This window comes from Comamonas sp. wu1-DMT, assembly GCF_040187805.1.
GTDB lineage: Bacteria > Pseudomonadota > Gammaproteobacteria > Burkholderiales > Burkholderiaceae_C > Comamonas > Comamonas thiooxydans.
Genome location: NZ_JBANEM010000018.1, coordinates 34,532 through 48,532, shown reverse-complemented (window position 1 = coordinate 48,532; position 14,001 = coordinate 34,532). Strand labels below are relative to the sequence as shown.

Sequence of the window (14,001 nt, the reverse complement as noted above, 5' to 3'; positions counted from 1 at the left end):
TCGAGTGTTGCTTTTCTTCCAAAAGGGCCAGTTGGCCCTTTTTTTTGCTTGTGTGACCAGCTTGCCGTGATTTCAGGTGTTTTACTGGTGAAAACCCTAATGTTATGCATCGGGTTAATACTGAATATGCAAGTTGCGCATAAGGATTTTTGCCATCGGCATTGGCTTGTGAAATCACGAAAGCATTAGAGTTCGCAGCTTGCACAAAAAGAGGTGCTGCTTTGCAACACAAGATTGAGGCGGTAAGTAGGTGGTTGCCTTCCTGAATTGCCTACGGGAAAAGTCTTAGAAATGATTGCATTTCAGCCATCTTCATGACTGCACAATGTGTGCAGTACATTTGTTAACGCAACCTGTCCACCCTCACAAAGGGCGATGCGTTAAGGAGTGGCAAGCGTTTTTGGTCCTTACCAATAGGAGATCCGTATGAAGAAGCATTTGTTGGCCATCGCCGTAACCGCACTGGCAACTGGCACCGTGTTTGCACAGGCCAATGACACCTTGGCCAAGATCAAGTCCACCGGCAGCGTCACTCTGGGCGTGCGTGAATCGTCCGGCCTGGGCTATACGCTGGGCAATGGCAAATATGTAGGCTTCCATACCGAAATGGGTGAGCGCATTCTCAAGGACATCCAGAAGCAACTGGGCCTGACAGCGCTGGAAGTGAAGTACCAGCCCGTGACCTCGCAAAACCGTATTCCTCTGGTGCAGAACGGCACCGTGGACATCGAGTGCGGCTCCACCACCAACAACACGGCTCGTCAGAAGGATGCAGCCTTTGCCTTCACCACCTATGTGGAAGAAGTGCGCATTGCCACCCGTGCCAACTCCGGCATCACCGGCATCAAGGACCTGAACGGCAAGACCATCGTGACCACGACGGGTACGACTTCCGTGCAGACCCTGCGCAAGAACAAGCGCGCTGACGGCCTGACCTTCAAGGAAGTCATGGGCAAGGACCACGCCGACAGCTTCCTGATGCTGGAAACCGGCCGTGCCGATGCCTTCATCATGGACGGCTCCATCCTGGCCGCCAATATTTCCAAGTCCAAGGCTCCCAACGATTACAAGATCGTGGGTGAAGTGCTGTCGGTGGAGCCCATCGCCTGCATGATGCGCAAGGACGATCCCGCCTTCAAGAAGGCTGTGGACGAATCCATCGTGCGTCAGATCAAGGATGGTTCTCTGACCAAGCTGTACGACAAGTGGTTCCTGCAGCCCATTCCTCCCAACAACGTGAAGGTGGGTCTGCCACTGTCGGCAGCGACCAAGGATGCGTGGGCTCACCCCAACGACAAGCCCATGGAAGCTTACGAAGTCAAGTAATCCCGCCTATAGGTGTACCGCCCCTTCTGCCAAGCGGTTAGAAGGGGCTTTTTTGTTGCGAGGGCCGGTGTGAGCGTTTGCCCTCATAAACCAAGAATGAAAGAGGTGCTCGTATGAGTTGGGATTGGCAGGTGTTCTGTCAGGACACCATTACCCAAGAGGTCGGGCAGAGTTGTTTTGGCAAGAACGGTGACATCACCTATCTGGATTGGATGATGTCGGCCTGGGGCTGGACCGTGTCGGTGGCATTGCTGTCGCTGGTCATCGCTCTGGTGCTGGGCGCAGTCATCGGTACCTTGCGTACCTTGCCCGATCGTCCGTGGATAGTGCGCCTGGGCAATGCCTGGGTGGAGTTGTTCCGCAATATTCCCTTGCTGGTCCAGGTGTTCATCTGGTACCACGTGGTTCCGGCCATCTTCCCCGCAATGAAGTCCCTGCCGGGCTTTGTGCTGGTGGTGTTTGCGATCGGTTTCTTCACCTCTGCCCGTATTGCCGAGCAGGTGCGCTCCGGTATTCAGGCTTTGCCGCGGGGCCAGCGCTACGCCGGCATGGCAGTAGGCTTCACGACCTTCCAGACCTACCGCTATGTGCTGCTGCCGATGGCGTTTCGCATCATCATTCCGCCGCTGACCAGCGAGGCCATGAACGTGTTCAAGAACTCGTCCGTGGCGTTTGCCGTGTCCGTGGCCGAACTGACCATGTTCGCCATGCAGGCCCAGGAAGAGACGGCTCGTGGCGTCGAAATTTATATGGCTGTGACAGGTCTGTATGTGATTTCTGCCTTCATCATCAACCGCATCATGGCCTTCATCGAGAAGCGTTCTCGCGTGCCCGGCCTGATTGCAGCCAGCGGTGGAGGCCACTGATATGAATCTCAACCTCGACTGGTCGTTTTTCTCGTGGGACCTGTTCAGCAACTTTGTGCTGAAGGGGCTGTATTTCAGCGTGTCCCTGACCGTGATCGCCACGCTGGGCGGCATCTTCTTCGGCACCTTGCTGGCGCTGATGCGCCTGTCGGGCAAGAAGTGGCTGGACCTGCCTGCCACCATCTATGTCAACGGCATGCGCTCCATCCCGCTGGTGATGGTGATTCTGTGGTTCTTCCTGCTGATGCCCATGCTGATCGGCAAGCCCATCGGTGCGGAGACTTCGGCCATCATCACCTTTGTGGCGTTCGAAGCAGCATATTTCTCTGAGATCATGCGTGCCGGCATCCAGTCCATTCCACGTGGACAGGTGTTTGCCGGACAGGCGCTGGGCATGACCTATGGTCAGAACATGCGTCTGGTGGTGCTGCCTCAGGCCTTCCGCAACATGCTGCCCGTGCTGCTGACCCAGACCATCATCCTGTTTCAGGATACCTCGCTGGTCTATGCAATCGGTGCCTACGACATGCTCAAGGGCTTCGAAATCGCCGGCAAGAACTTCGGCCGACCCATCGAATCCTATCTGGCGGCTGCCGTGACCTATTTTGTGATCTGCTTTGCACTGTCTTGGTTCGTCAAGCGTCTGCACAAGAAGATTGCCATTATTCGATGAAACACCCCCTGAGTCGCTTCGCGCCCTCCCCCTCAAGGGGGACGACGGCCTCGGCTGCGGGGCGGCCCTTGCTGGCCGTCCCTGGCCTGACCGAGCCCGTTGCAGGCGCTGCGATGGATCACTGACAAAAGTCGGAGTGAAAAATGATTGAACTCAAGAACGTTTCCAAGTGGTACGGCAGCTTTCAGGTGCTGTCCGATTGCTCCACCAATATCAACAAGGGCGAGGTGGTGGTGGTGTGCGGCCCTTCGGGCTCCGGCAAGTCCACGCTGATCAAGACCATCAATGCGCTGGAGCCTTTCCAGAAGGGCGAGATCTTTGTGGACGGCACGGCAGTGCACGATCCCAAGACCAATCTGCCCAAGCTGCGCAGCCGTGTGGGCATGGTGTTCCAGCACTTTGAGCTGTTCCCCCACCTGTCGGTGACGGAGAACCTGACCATCGCACAGATGAAGGTGCTGGGCCGCAGTGCTGCAGACGCCAAGACCCGTGGCCTCAAGATGCTGGACCGCGTGGGCCTGACCGCTCACAAGGACAAGTTTCCCGGCCAGCTCTCCGGCGGTCAGCAGCAGCGCGTGGCCATTGCGCGCGCTCTGTCGATGGATCCCATCGTGATGCTGTTCGACGAACCCACTTCGGCACTGGATCCCGAAATGGTGGGCGAAGTGCTGGACGTGATGATGGGCCTGGCCAACGAAGGCATGACCATGATGTGCGTGACCCATGAAATGGGATTTGCGCGCAAGGTGGCAAGCCGTGTGATCTTCATGGACGTGGGCGGCAAGATTCTGGAGGACTGCAGCAAGGAAGAGTTCTTCGGCCATCCCGAAAACCGCCAGCCGCGTACCAAGGAATTCCTCAACAAGATCCTGCAGCATTGATGCTGCAGGCAAGCCGCAAAAAGGCGCTCGCAAGAGCGCCTTTTTTCATTTCACCATGACTCCAGCACCGAACTTCGCTGGACTACGCCGAAGCCCGATACAGCAGGTTTATCAATAACTTAGGCGAGTTCAACATATGCCGGTGCTTTCCGAAACCTGACCTGGCTTCCCCTCTGCTGGCCCCTACAAGGCTCCTGGGAATCGGGTCTTTCCGAGGAGTCATCATGGCGAAAATCAAGCTCACCAAGTCCGCAGTCGATGCGGCACAACCCCAAGCGCAGGCCGTCGAACTCCGGGACACGCTGGTGCCCGGCTTCCTGTGCAAGGTTACACCAGCGGGCCGCAAGGTGTTCATGCTCCAGTACCGCACGAACGCTGGCGAGCGGCGCAAGCCTGCCCTGGGCCTGTATGGGGAACTGACGGTCGAACAGGCCCGCTCGCTGGCCCAGGAATGGCTGGCCGAGGTTCGCCGAGGCGGCGACCCCAGCGCGGCCAAGGCCGCCGCCCGTTCAGCCCCCACGGTCAAGGAGCTGTGCACCAAGTTCATGGAGGACTACTCCAAACAGCGCAACAAGCCCAGCACCCAGCGCGGGTATCAGGCCGTCATCGACCGCTGCATAGTTCCGATGCTGGGCCGTTTGAAGGTTCAGGACGTGAAGCGGCCGGACGTGGCCACGGCGATGAAGAAGATGGCCCACAAGCCCGCCGAGGCCAACCGTGCTTTCAGCGTGATGCGCAAGATGTTCAACCTGGCCGAGGTGTGGGGCCACCGGCCTGATGGCACCAACCCCTGCCGCCACGTCCCGATGTACCCCAACGGCAAGGCTACCCACCTCATCAGCGACGAGGACATGGGCAAGCTGTTTCGGCGACTGGAGCACATCGAAGCCGAGGGTCTGGAGAACTACGTCATCCCGCTGGCGATCCGTCTGCAATTCGAGTTCGCTGGCCGCCGCTCCGAAATCGTGACGCTCCAATGGGATTGGGTGGACATGGACAACCGCCGCGTGGTCTGGCCGGACAGCAAGACGGGTGGCATGTCCAAGCCCATGAGCGAGGAAGCCTATCGGCTGCTCTCGACGGCGCCACGGCAGGAAGGCATTCCCTACGTGCTGCCGTCTCCAAGCCATCCGGGCAAGCATCTGACCACGGGCGAGTATTACAACGGCTGGAGCCGCGCCCTCAAGGCGGCGGGCGCCACGCACGTCGGCACGCACGGTATCCGCCACCGTTCTGCGACCGACATTGCTAACTCGGGCATCCCGGTCAAGGTCGGCATGGCGCTGACGGCGCACAAGACCGTGGCGATGTTCATGCGCTACGTCCACACCGAGGACGATCCGGTGCGCAAGGCGGCTGAACTGGTGGCGAACCGGCGCAAGACGATCACCGAGGCGCAACGTCCCGCAGAGGTGGCAGCATGACCAAGAAGACGCCTGCGGCGGCGGGAGCCGCACCCGCCGCTTTGCCTGCCGGCTACGCCGGCATCCACGGCGGTATCGTGGAAATGCTCGACGCTGCCCGCCAGGCGGCGGCGCGCAGCGTCAATGCGCTGATGACGGCCAGCTACTGGGAGATCGGCCGCCGCATCGTGGAGGCCGAGCAACAGGGCAAGCGGCGTGCGGGGTATGGCGAACAGTTGATGGCCCGGCTGTCCGCCGACCTGACCGCTCAGTTTGGGCGGGGCTTTGGCGTGAACAACCTGGAGAACATGCGGCGGTTCTTCCTCGCATACCCAGTCTCCGAGATTTCCCAGACACTGTCTGGGAAATTGGACAACGAGCTGCCTGATGAGAAATCCCAGACGGTGTCTGGGAAATTGAGCCTCGCCGAGCTGGCGCAAGTGTTCACGCTGCCGTGGTCGGCCTATGTCCGGCTGCTGGTGGTCAAGGATACCCATGCCCGGCGCTTCTACGAAACCGAGGCACTACGCGGCGGCTGGAGCGTGCGCCAGCTTGACCGGCAGATTGGCAGCCAGTTCTACGAGCGCACCGCCTTGTCCAAGGATAAGGCGGCGATGCTGGTCAAGGGAGCTGTGGCGAGGCCCGAGGATGCCGTCACGCCCGACGACGCGATCAAAGACCCGTATGTACTGGAGTTCCTGAACCTCAAGGACGAGTATTCGGAATCCGATCTGGAGGCCGCGTTAATCCAGCGGCTGGAGGATTTTCTGCTGGAGCTGGGCGAAGGCTTCACCTTCGTCGGCCGGCAGCGGCGCTTGCGCATTGACCAGACTTGGTATCGGGTCGATCTGCTGTTTTTCCATCGCAAGTTGCGTTGCTTGGTCATCATCGACTTGAAGCTGGGCAGCCTGACCCATGCGGACGTGGGCCAGATGCACATGTATTGCAACTATGCCAAGGAGCATTGGGCCTATCCCGATGAGAACCCGCCCGTGGGGTTGATCCTCTGCGCCGACAAGGGCCACGCGCTGGCGCGGTATGCCTTGGAAGGTTTGCCGACGAAGGTGATGGCGGCGAACTACCGTACTGTGTTGCCCGATGCCGAGCTGTTGCAGAAAGAGCTGGAAACCACGCGGCGCTTGCTGGAGTCGCGTGTGGTGAAGCAGCCCAAGAAGCTCCGGCAATAACCGGGCGTCCCGGCGTGCCGCCGTCGGGCTCGCGGGCTGCGCCCCGCGCTTCGTGCCGAATCGCGGCCATTCGGCTTTGATCCCTGACGCCTCCGGCCCTCTCGGGCCTGCGCGCTCCGCTTGCCCCCAAAGCCAACTGTGTGCAGTAGGCGGGTGTGGGCGGTCTTGCTGTTCCCTTCACCGTATCACGGCGTTCTCGCCGTCAAGGGCGGCGCGCGCGGGTGCGCGCTTGCGTCCTGGCGGCCGTCTGCGACCCCTGACTGCTTGCGCTGCGCCGTGCTCCCGACGGTTCCGGGCAATTCCGCCCGAGCAACCGGAGCACGATCATGTCGCAACTGTCCTTTTCCTCGTTCGATGCCTCGCTGATGGTGCGTGATGCGCAGGGCGGCTACCTGCTGGCGACGACTGACCAGATTCTGGAGGCTGCGCGCCAGGCCATCGAGCACAAGATGCAACGCGGTGAAGCGTTCAGTTCGCCGGCGGCGGTCAAGGAGTACCTGTGCGCCAAGCTGGCCGGCTACGAGCACGAAGTCTTTGCGGTGCTGTTCCTCGATTCGCAGCATCGCCTGATCGAATACGCCGAGATGTTCCGCGGCACCATCGACAGTGCATCGGTGTACCCGCGCGAGCTGGTCAAGGAGGCACTGCGGCTCAATGCGGCGGCGGTCATCGTGTCGCACAACCATCCGAGCGGGAACCCGGAGCCAAGCGCGGCCGACAGGGCGCTGACCCAGCGGCTCAAGGAGGCGCTGGCGCTGGTGGACGTTCGCACGCTGGATCACGTCATCGTCGCGGGAAGCAGCACTACGTCATTCGCCGAATGCGGTCTGATTTGACCGAGGGGGCTTCGGCCCCCTTTTTGCTGTGCCCGGCGGTGCAACTCTGGCCCGCGCGGGCCTGCGCGTGCTGCGCACTTGCCGAAAACCGGGTTGCGTGGAGGTGAGAGGGAGGCGGTCTTGCTGTTCCCTTCATCGTGCCACGGCGTTCTCGCCGTCAAGGGCTGCGCGTACTTGCACGCTTGCGGCCTGCGGCCGTCGTTGACCCCTGACTGCTTGCGCTGCGCCGTGCCCCGGAAGGGTCGGGCAATTCCGCCCGGCATCCTGTCAGGAGTTCATCGTGAACAACGCACTCATCACTAACGAGCAGCGCATCGTGCTGCTGGCCAACGGCCGCGAATCCTTGGAGAACCCAGACTTCGATCCGGCCCCCGTGGTCAAGCTGTACACGCCGGACGCCGGCGCGACCTGGCTGCTGACCGAGATTGATCCCGATGACCACGACCACGCCTTTGGTCTTTGCGACCTGGGCCTGGGGGCGCCGGAAATCGGCTGGGTCAGCCTGGGCGAACTGGCGACGGTGCGCGGGCGGCTGGGCTTGCCGATCGAGCGCGACCTGTCTTTCCACGCCGAGAAGCGGATGAGCGTCTATGCGTGCGATGCGCGGCTGGCCGGGCGAATCGCTGTCTGATCCCGCATTGGGGCTGCATTGAGCAGCCTCTTGCTCTAGGCGTCAGCCTGCGGCTCAGGCCACCTGCAAAGAGCCTACGGCGCCCATCAGCATATCGACCACATCGGGAGCAGTGATGATCTCGAAGCGCGCGTCCATCTGTTCGGCAGAAAGGCCATTGTGCAGCATGCACGACTTGCAAATGGCCACCCGGCCACCTTCGGCCAGGTATTTGCTCAGCAGGTCGGCCGCGGGCTCGAAGGGCTGACCAATATTGATGCCGTCGGCCGTGCCCGGAACGCCCAGTGCAACGCCCTCGGCCATGAGGATCAGGCAAGCCGAATGGCCCTTGAGCCGCGCGTTAAGCGCCATAGTCAGCGCGACGGTCATCTTGTCGGCGTTGCCAGGGCCGTGGAACAAGGTTGAAACAAAGGCTGCTGTCTGAAGCATGCGTTTTCTCCTTCGCTCAAGCTTGGGCCGGTGCGGAAAATTCATTGAATGCGGCCACTGCATTGGCCGCGTACATGGCCACTGGGCCACCACCCATGTAGATGGCAACGCCCAGGGCCTCGTGGACTTCCTCGGTGCTGGCACCCAGGCGCGCCAGCGCCTTGGTGTGAAACCCGATGCAGCCATCGCAGCGCGCAGCCACCCCCACGGCCAAGGCGATCAGCTCCTTGGTTTTGGGGTCGATGACACCTCCCGCCATGGCGGCCTTGCCCATGTCGCCAAAGCCTTTCATCACGCTCGCCTGGGTCTTGTGCAGTTGGGCCAGGTTGGTCGAGATGGTCTGAGTGAGTGATTTGTAGTGCGGGACGGTCATGGGATAGCTCCTGGTTTCGGGTTGATGAAGTGGATGGGTGCCCCCTGTCCTGTCGCGCGGACAGGGGCTTTCCTGAAAGATATAATTTAGCGCGAGCTAAATTAGACAATGCTAAACTATATGCGTCAACTTCCCCTGAAGACATGACCCAGCGCAAATCCGACATTGAGCTGTTGCAGGACAGCGCCGAGCAGGCAGCGGCATTGCTACAGGCGGTGGGAAACCCCAGCCGGTTGGTGATGTTGTGTCTGCTGATCGTCCACGGTGAGATGACCGTGGGAGCCCTCAACGAGCAGGTGCCTCTGAGTCCATCGGCGCTCTCGCAGCATCTGGCCCGGATGCGCGAGGAAGGTCTGGTGACTTACCGGCGTGAGGCGCAGACGCTGTACTACCGCATCGAAGACCCGAACGTGGCCAAGCTCATCGCCACGCTGAAGGACATCTTCTGTCCTTGATTCCTTTCATTCTGGAACCCACACGATGACCTTGAAGACGCTTTCTCCCGAAGCTGCTGGCGCGCTCCTCGCGCAGGGTGCTGTCCTGGTGGACATTCGCTCCGCCAACGAACATGCGCGTGTGCGCATTGCGCAGGCTCGCCACATCCCTTTGGCGAAATTGGCGCAAGGCGCCATGCGCTTCGAGGGGGCGAGCGCCGTCATCTTCCATTGCCGCTCGGGTGCTCGCACGCTGATGAATGCGCAGTTGCTGGACGGCTGTGCGGCCTGCGATACCTACCTGCTCGAAGGCGGGCTCGATGCGTGGAAGCGCGCCGACCTGCCCATCGTCACCGACGCTCGCCAGCCGCTGGAGTTGCAGCGGCAGGTGCAGATCGCCGCTGGCGCAGCGGTGTTCGCGGGGACGGCACTGGGCGCCACGCTGTCGCCGTGGTTTTACGCACTGTCCGGTTTCATCGGTGCCGGCCTGGTATTCGCGGGCGTGAGCGGATTCTGTGGCCTGGCGCGCTTGCTGATGAAGGCGCCTTGGAATCGGAGGGCGTTGTCCAGTTGATTCGTTTCCCTTTTATCTTTCATAGGAGAACTCATGAAATCGAATGTTGGCGGAATTGACCGCGTACTGCGCATTGTGGTGGGCGTCGTGCTTATTGCCTTGGCTGCAACCAATACCGTGGGCTGGTGGGGTTGGCTTGGGGTGGTGCCACTGCTGACCGGGTTGATGGGCGCTTGCCCGGCCTATCGGCTGTTGGGCTTGAACACCTGCCCATTGAAGAAAAGCAAGTAAGCCGACCAGTGCCTCAATACAAAGGCCGCCCTCCGGGCGGCCTTTGCCGCTTTTATCGGCATCAATTACGCCGAGATGTTCCTGGGCTTCATCGACATTGCATCGGTGTATCCGTGCGAACTGGTCAAGAAGGTGCTGGGTCAGTGCCCGACGGCTTGGCGTGATGCCTTTGCGCCCCTGAATGCGGCGACCCGGCCTGTGCCGAATCGCCTCGGTCAACGGTGGCTCTCGGTCGGATGGGCTTCCAGCGTTTCGGGCTGTGAAGTTGCCAGCCATTCCATGAGGGTGTCGATGTCACCGTCCAGTTGATTGCGCGAGGTTTCGGCCATCAAGTACCAGGTCGCGCATCCGTCCGATCCGGCGGCCTTGTTCACCACGGCGTTGAGCTGCGCGCGCCACCTCAGCAATCGCTGCATTTCATCGCCGACTTGCTGGCGGTCGGTCGTCCAGGCCATCGTGGGCAGGAAGATGCCTCGCGGTGGCGGCATGGGCGTTACGGCTTCGGTGTGCGTGTGATCTGACATGCTGTTTCTCCAGAAGTTAGAGATCCCACGGTAGGCATCTGGCTGCAATCGAGCCATCCGAAATGTGCGCTATCTATCTGGTGGAGCTTTCGACATTGGCGCGTTCGGCTGCCATGTCTGTCGATGCAAGCCCCATGAGCTGCCATTGGGCGTCCCCGGCCCCTGGGAGATGGCCGGTCGCGCTGTCGTGCGCGTGGCGCATCGAGCCGCCTGCGGCGTCTCGCCCCTGACGGGCTTCCATCGTTCCCTCGCTCCGCTCGGCTGACGCCTCCGGCCCGGATTTCCAGATCCGGGCCTGCGCGCTTGCGCTTGCCGTGCGGTCGGCACACAGGGAAGGCCGTTGCCATGTCCAGCCGTCTTCCCTGACTCCATCACCTTGTCCGCGACTGTAGCCCGCGGCCGTGTGCCGTCAAGGCGCGCAGGGCCGTGTCCTCGGCTGCGCCTGCGGGCCGCACCAACCCTGCGCTTGTCTCCTTGACGGCCCCCGTCCACGGGCTCCCTTTCGTCGCGGGCGATGAACTCAGGAAAGACGGTGGCAACAGGGCCAACCGGGTTCCTCGTGCCGACCGCACCGAACAGCCGAAAGGCTGGGCTCCGAATCTTGGAATCCGGTGTGCGGTGTGAACAGCAAACCTCTTTTATCAGGAGAAAGACCATGCAACTCGCATCCCGCTTCGCTTCCCGTTCCCCTTCGCTGCGCAGCGACTACCCGCTGTCCGATGACCAGATTCGCAGCGTGGCCCCGTCCATCTTCGCGGACGCCCCGCACGAGAGCCGTTCCGAACGGTACAGCTACATCCCCACCGCCGCCGTCCTGACCGAGCTTCGCAAAGAAGGCTTCCAGCCTTTCATGGTGACGCAAACCCGCGTGCGCGATGAAGGCAAGCGCGAGCACACCAAACACATGCTACGCCTGCGCCATGCCAGCCAGATCAACGGCGCGGAGGCCAACGAAATCGTGCTACTGAACTCGCACGACGGCACGAGCAGCTATCAGATGCTGGCCGGAATGTTCCGCTTCGTTTGCAGCAATGGCCTTGTGTGTGGTGACACCGTGGCCGATGTGCGCGTGCCCCACAAAGGCGACGTGGCCGGTTCCGTCATCGAAGGCGCTTTCGAGGTGTTGAGCGGCTTTGAGCGGGTGAAGGAATCGCGCGACCTGATGCGTGGCATCACCTTGGACGATGGCGAATCCGAAGTGTTCGCCCGTGCTGCGCTGGCGTTGAAGTACGACGACCCCGACAAGCCCGCGCCCATCACTGAATCGCAAATCCTGATGCCGCGCCGGTTCGATGACCGCCGCCCCGACCTGTGGAGCGTGTTCAACCGCACGCAGGAGAACTTGACCAAAGGCGGATTGCATGGCCGCAGCGTCAACGGACGCCGCCAGCAAACCCGACCCGTGCAGGGCATTGATTCCGATGTGCGCCTCAATCGCGCCCTCTGGATGCTGGCCGATGGCCTGCGCCTGTTGAAAGCCTGAATCCCCATGCGGCAGAGGCAGGCAGCAGCCTTTGCCGCTTTCTTCGCTGCTGCATTTCCTAACCGCAAGGAGCTATCACCATGAACGCCATCACCCAAACCGCAGCCCGCGCCATCCAAGCCCCCGCGCTGGAAGCTGCCGACCCGACCAAGAACCTGATTCTGGTTCCGCTGTCGCGGCTGGTGCTGCGCCCCACGGGCCGCAACGTGCGCAAGATCCCGCGCATGTCCATCCCTGAACTGGCCGCGAGCATCCAGCGCGTGGGCCTGCTGCAAAACCTCATCGTGATTGCATCCGCCGATGGCGAGCATTACGAAGTCGTGGCCGGTGGCCGTCGCCTCGCGGCCCTCAAGCTGCTGGCGAAAAAGCACCGCATCGGCAAGGAATGGGAGGTGCCTTGCCTGCTGGTAGCCGATGGCACGGCCCGCACCGCCAGCCTCACCGAGAACGTGCAGCGCGAAGCCATGCACCCGGCAGACCAGTTTGAAGCCTTCGCGGCGCTGGTGGCCGAAGGCCGACCCATCGAGGACATTGCGGCGGATTTCAGCGTTACGCCGCTGGTGGTGCAGCGTCGCTTGAAGCTGGCGAATGTCTCGCCGCGCCTGATGGCGGACTATCGGGCCGATGCCGTCACGCTCGATCAGTTGATGGCCTTGTCCATTACCGACGACCACGCCGCGCAGGAAACCGCGTTCTACGATGCCCCGCAGTGGCAGCGCCAACCGTCCGCGCTGCGCGAACGCCTCACCGAACGCGAAATCGACGCTTACCGGCATCCGCTGGTGCGCTTCGTCGGGCTGGACGGCTACGAAGCCGCAGGCGGCGGCATCCGCCGCGACCTGTTCGCGGAAGGCGATGCGGGCGTGTACCTCAACGACGCCGCGCTGCTGGAACGGCTGGCGCAAGACAAGCTGGCACGCATCGCCGCCGCTGTCCGCGCCGAGGGTTGGGCGTGGGTGGATGCCACGCCGGGCGTGACCCATGCCGATCTGCACGCCTTCCAGCGTGCTCCGAGGGAACGGCGCGAGCCGAATAAGCGGCAAGCCGCACGCATCGAGAAGCTGCAAGCCAAGATGCAGGAGGTTGCCGAAGCGGTGGATGCTGCGATGGACGCCGACGATGAGGACAAGGCCGACGTTTTGCAGGAGGAAGGCGAAGCCCTGGGCGAGCAGCTGCAGGCACTGGAAGATGGCTTGCAGGACTACGGCGCGAACGTGAAGGCCGCAGCCGGTGCCATCGTCACCATCGACCGCAACGGCGAGGCCGTTATTTATCGCGGCCTGATGCGCGAGGCCGAGGCCAAGGCGCTGCGCACGCTGGAACGGCTGCGCCAAGGGTTCAGCGGCGAGAGCGCCGAGAACGACGACGAAGGCGACACGGAGGATGAGACGCAAGCCCCAGCCATGTCCGACCGGCTGGCACAACGCTTGAGCGCCCACCGTACCGCCGCGCTGCAAATCGAAGTCGCACGACATCCGCAAGCTGCGCTGGCTGCCGTGGTGCATGGCATGGTGCAGGCCGTCTTGCAGGAAAGCCGCTATGGCTTCAAGCGTAGTTCCTTGCCGCTGGGCGTGAGCCTGAAACCGCACGACCGGCTGGAAGGCATGGCCCCGGATTGGCCTCACTCCGCCGCCGCCGTGGCGCTGCGCGAACTGCAACAGGTGGCGGGCGAAGCCTTGCCGGAGGACAGCGCCGAACTGTTCGCCGCGCTGCTGGCGATGGAGCAAGGCGAACTGGTCAAGCTGCTGGCCGTGTGCGTGGCTTCCACGGTGGACGTGGTGACGCCCCGCGCCACGCCGCACCAGCCCGGCGAGGAACTGGCGCAGGCCGTTAGCCTCGACATGGCCGCATGGTGGCAGCCGACCGCCGAGGGGTATTTCAAGCACGTCCCGAAGGCGGCAGTTCTGCAAGCCGTGGGCGAGTACGCTCCCGATCAGGTTTCCCGGCTGGCGAAGCTGAAGAAGACCGACATTGCCAGCGAAGCCGAGCGGCTGGCCGATGGCACGGGCTGGATGCCTGCCATCTTCAAGGCCGAAGGCCCGCAGGATGCCGCGCAGGAGGCAGGCCCGGAGCAGGACGCCCCGGAGGATGCCGAGGAAATGGCGGATGAACCCGCCGAGGCGCTGGCCGCTTGACCCACGCCGAAGGCA

16 protein-coding genes are annotated in these 14,001 nt (G+C 62.1%); 13 read left to right on the top strand and 3 right to left on the bottom strand.

Annotated elements, in window-relative coordinates; all coding sequences use genetic code 11:
• The first annotated feature begins 426 nt into the window (after positions 1-426).
• From V8Z78_RS21390 to V8Z78_RS21355, 8 genes are all read left to right on the top strand, one after another.
• Entirely contained in the window at positions 427-1,326 is a 900-nt protein-coding gene (locus V8Z78_RS21390; RefSeq protein ID WP_003051113.1) for a transporter substrate-binding domain-containing protein, read from the top strand.
• A 113-nt stretch (positions 1,327-1,439) separates the two neighbouring features.
• The gene (locus V8Z78_RS21385) at positions 1,440-2,192 is read left to right on the top strand and encodes an amino acid ABC transporter permease (RefSeq protein WP_003068095.1); all 753 of its coding nucleotides are present in this window, start codon (positions 1,440-1,442) and stop codon (positions 2,190-2,192) included.
• A 1-nt stretch (position 2,193) separates the two neighbouring features.
• A complete protein-coding gene (locus tag V8Z78_RS21380; RefSeq protein WP_003068096.1) occupies positions 2,194-2,865 on the top strand; it encodes an amino acid ABC transporter permease in 672 nt (223 codons plus the stop codon).
• Between the two features lie 143 nt (positions 2,866-3,008).
• On the top strand, positions 3,009-3,746 hold the full coding sequence (locus tag V8Z78_RS21375) for an amino acid ABC transporter ATP-binding protein (RefSeq protein WP_003068099.1): 738 nt from the start codon (positions 3,009-3,011) through the stop codon (positions 3,744-3,746).
• A gap of 224 nt (positions 3,747-3,970) precedes the next feature.
• Positions 3,971-5,170, top strand: a complete 1,200-nt coding sequence (locus V8Z78_RS21370) for a tyrosine-type recombinase/integrase (RefSeq protein WP_087080893.1) — start codon at positions 3,971-3,973, stop codon at positions 5,168-5,170.
• Positions 5,167-6,336 carry a PDDEXK nuclease domain-containing protein gene (locus V8Z78_RS21365; RefSeq protein ID WP_087080895.1) on the top strand — a complete coding sequence of 390 codons (1,170 nt, stop codon included), beginning with the start codon at positions 5,167-5,169 and terminating at the stop codon, positions 6,334-6,336. The genes V8Z78_RS21370 and V8Z78_RS21365 overlap by 4 nt, the downstream gene beginning before the upstream one ends.
• A 326-nt stretch (positions 6,337-6,662) precedes the next feature.
• Positions 6,663-7,172 (top strand): RadC family protein, encoded by a 510-nt coding sequence (gene radC / locus V8Z78_RS21360; protein WP_087080897.1) that lies wholly within the window; start codon positions 6,663-6,665, stop codon positions 7,170-7,172.
• Positions 7,173-7,452: 280 nt separating this feature from the next.
• Positions 7,453-7,803: a DUF2958 domain-containing protein gene (locus V8Z78_RS21355; RefSeq protein WP_349732083.1), complete on the top strand. Its 351-nt coding sequence runs from the start codon at positions 7,453-7,455 to the stop codon at positions 7,801-7,803.
• 54 nt (positions 7,804-7,857) lie between these two features.
• On the opposite strand, the gene V8Z78_RS21350 is transcribed toward V8Z78_RS21355, so the two are convergent.
• Positions 7,858-8,232, bottom strand: coding sequence for a DsrE family protein (locus V8Z78_RS21350; protein WP_087080901.1), 375 nt, complete (start codon positions 8,230-8,232; stop codon positions 7,858-7,860).
• A gap of 16 nt (positions 8,233-8,248) precedes the next feature.
• The gene (locus tag V8Z78_RS21345; protein ID WP_087080903.1) at positions 8,249-8,605 is read right to left on the bottom strand and encodes a carboxymuconolactone decarboxylase family protein; all 357 of its coding nucleotides are present in this window, start codon (positions 8,603-8,605) and stop codon (positions 8,249-8,251) included.
• A gap of 143 nt (positions 8,606-8,748) precedes the next feature.
• Here V8Z78_RS21345 and V8Z78_RS21340 point away from each other — a divergent pair, with 143 nt between their 5' ends.
• The 3 genes from V8Z78_RS21340 to V8Z78_RS21330 are packed head-to-tail and all read left to right on the top strand — an operon-like array spanning position 8,749 to position 9,844.
• Entirely contained in the window at positions 8,749-9,060 is a 312-nt protein-coding gene (locus V8Z78_RS21340; protein ID WP_087080906.1) for an ArsR/SmtB family transcription factor, read from the top strand.
• 25 nt (positions 9,061-9,085) lie between these two features.
• Positions 9,086-9,613 carry a rhodanese family protein gene (locus tag V8Z78_RS21335; protein WP_349732082.1) on the top strand — a complete coding sequence of 176 codons (528 nt, stop codon included), beginning with the start codon at positions 9,086-9,088 and terminating at the stop codon, positions 9,611-9,613.
• Positions 9,614-9,646: 33 nt separating this feature from the next.
• On the top strand, positions 9,647-9,844 hold the full coding sequence (locus V8Z78_RS21330; protein ID WP_087080910.1) for a YgaP family membrane protein: 198 nt from the start codon (positions 9,647-9,649) through the stop codon (positions 9,842-9,844).
• Between the two features lie 215 nt (positions 9,845-10,059).
• Here the strand turns inward: V8Z78_RS21330 and V8Z78_RS21325 are convergent, their stop codons facing one another.
• Positions 10,060-10,368, bottom strand: a complete 309-nt coding sequence (locus tag V8Z78_RS21325; RefSeq protein ID WP_349732081.1) for a hypothetical protein — start codon at positions 10,366-10,368, stop codon at positions 10,060-10,062.
• 655 nt (positions 10,369-11,023) lie between these two features.
• On the opposite strand from V8Z78_RS21325, the gene V8Z78_RS21320 reads away from it, so the two are divergent.
• Both V8Z78_RS21320 and V8Z78_RS21315 read left to right on the top strand, forming a co-directional pair.
• The gene (locus tag V8Z78_RS21320; protein ID WP_087080914.1) at positions 11,024-11,851 is read left to right on the top strand and encodes a DUF932 domain-containing protein; all 828 of its coding nucleotides are present in this window, start codon (positions 11,024-11,026) and stop codon (positions 11,849-11,851) included.
• An 80-nt stretch (positions 11,852-11,931) separates the two neighbouring features.
• The gene (locus V8Z78_RS21315; RefSeq protein ID WP_349732080.1) at positions 11,932-13,986 is read left to right on the top strand and encodes a ParB/RepB/Spo0J family partition protein; all 2,055 of its coding nucleotides are present in this window, start codon (positions 11,932-11,934) and stop codon (positions 13,984-13,986) included.
• Positions 13,987-14,001: the final 15 nt, after the last annotated feature.

What these genes read in the sequence shown, in the direction of transcription:
- V8Z78_RS21390 (WP_003051113.1), top strand. Translation starts at nt 427, where the DNA reads ATGAAGAAGCATTTGTTGGCCATCGCCGTAACCGCACTGGCAACTGGC.
- V8Z78_RS21385 (WP_003068095.1), top strand. Translation starts at nt 1,440, where the DNA reads ATGAGTTGGGATTGGCAGGTGTTCTGTCAGGACACCATTACCCAAGAG.
- V8Z78_RS21380 (WP_003068096.1), top strand. Translation starts at nt 2,194, where the DNA reads ATGAATCTCAACCTCGACTGGTCGTTTTTCTCGTGGGACCTGTTCAGC.
- V8Z78_RS21375 (WP_003068099.1), top strand. Translation starts at nt 3,009, where the DNA reads ATGATTGAACTCAAGAACGTTTCCAAGTGGTACGGCAGCTTTCAGGTG.
- V8Z78_RS21370 (WP_087080893.1), top strand. Translation starts at nt 3,971, where the DNA reads ATGGCGAAAATCAAGCTCACCAAGTCCGCAGTCGATGCGGCACAACCC.
- V8Z78_RS21365 (WP_087080895.1), top strand. Translation starts at nt 5,167, where the DNA reads ATGACCAAGAAGACGCCTGCGGCGGCGGGAGCCGCACCCGCCGCTTTG.
- radC (WP_087080897.1), top strand. Translation starts at nt 6,663, where the DNA reads ATGTCGCAACTGTCCTTTTCCTCGTTCGATGCCTCGCTGATGGTGCGT.
- V8Z78_RS21350 (WP_087080901.1), bottom strand. Translation starts at nt 8,232, where the DNA reads ATGCTTCAGACAGCAGCCTTTGTTTCAACCTTGTTCCACGGCCCTGGC.
- V8Z78_RS21345 (WP_087080903.1), bottom strand. Translation starts at nt 8,605, where the DNA reads ATGACCGTCCCGCACTACAAATCACTCACTCAGACCATCTCGACCAAC.
- V8Z78_RS21340 (WP_087080906.1), top strand. Translation starts at nt 8,749, where the DNA reads ATGACCCAGCGCAAATCCGACATTGAGCTGTTGCAGGACAGCGCCGAG.
- V8Z78_RS21335 (WP_349732082.1), top strand. Translation starts at nt 9,086, where the DNA reads ATGACCTTGAAGACGCTTTCTCCCGAAGCTGCTGGCGCGCTCCTCGCG.
- V8Z78_RS21330 (WP_087080910.1), top strand. Translation starts at nt 9,647, where the DNA reads ATGAAATCGAATGTTGGCGGAATTGACCGCGTACTGCGCATTGTGGTG.
- V8Z78_RS21325 (WP_349732081.1), bottom strand. Translation starts at nt 10,368, where the DNA reads ATGTCAGATCACACGCACACCGAAGCCGTAACGCCCATGCCGCCACCG.
- V8Z78_RS21320 (WP_087080914.1), top strand. Translation starts at nt 11,024, where the DNA reads ATGCAACTCGCATCCCGCTTCGCTTCCCGTTCCCCTTCGCTGCGCAGC.
- V8Z78_RS21315 (WP_349732080.1), top strand. Translation starts at nt 11,932, where the DNA reads ATGAACGCCATCACCCAAACCGCAGCCCGCGCCATCCAAGCCCCCGCG.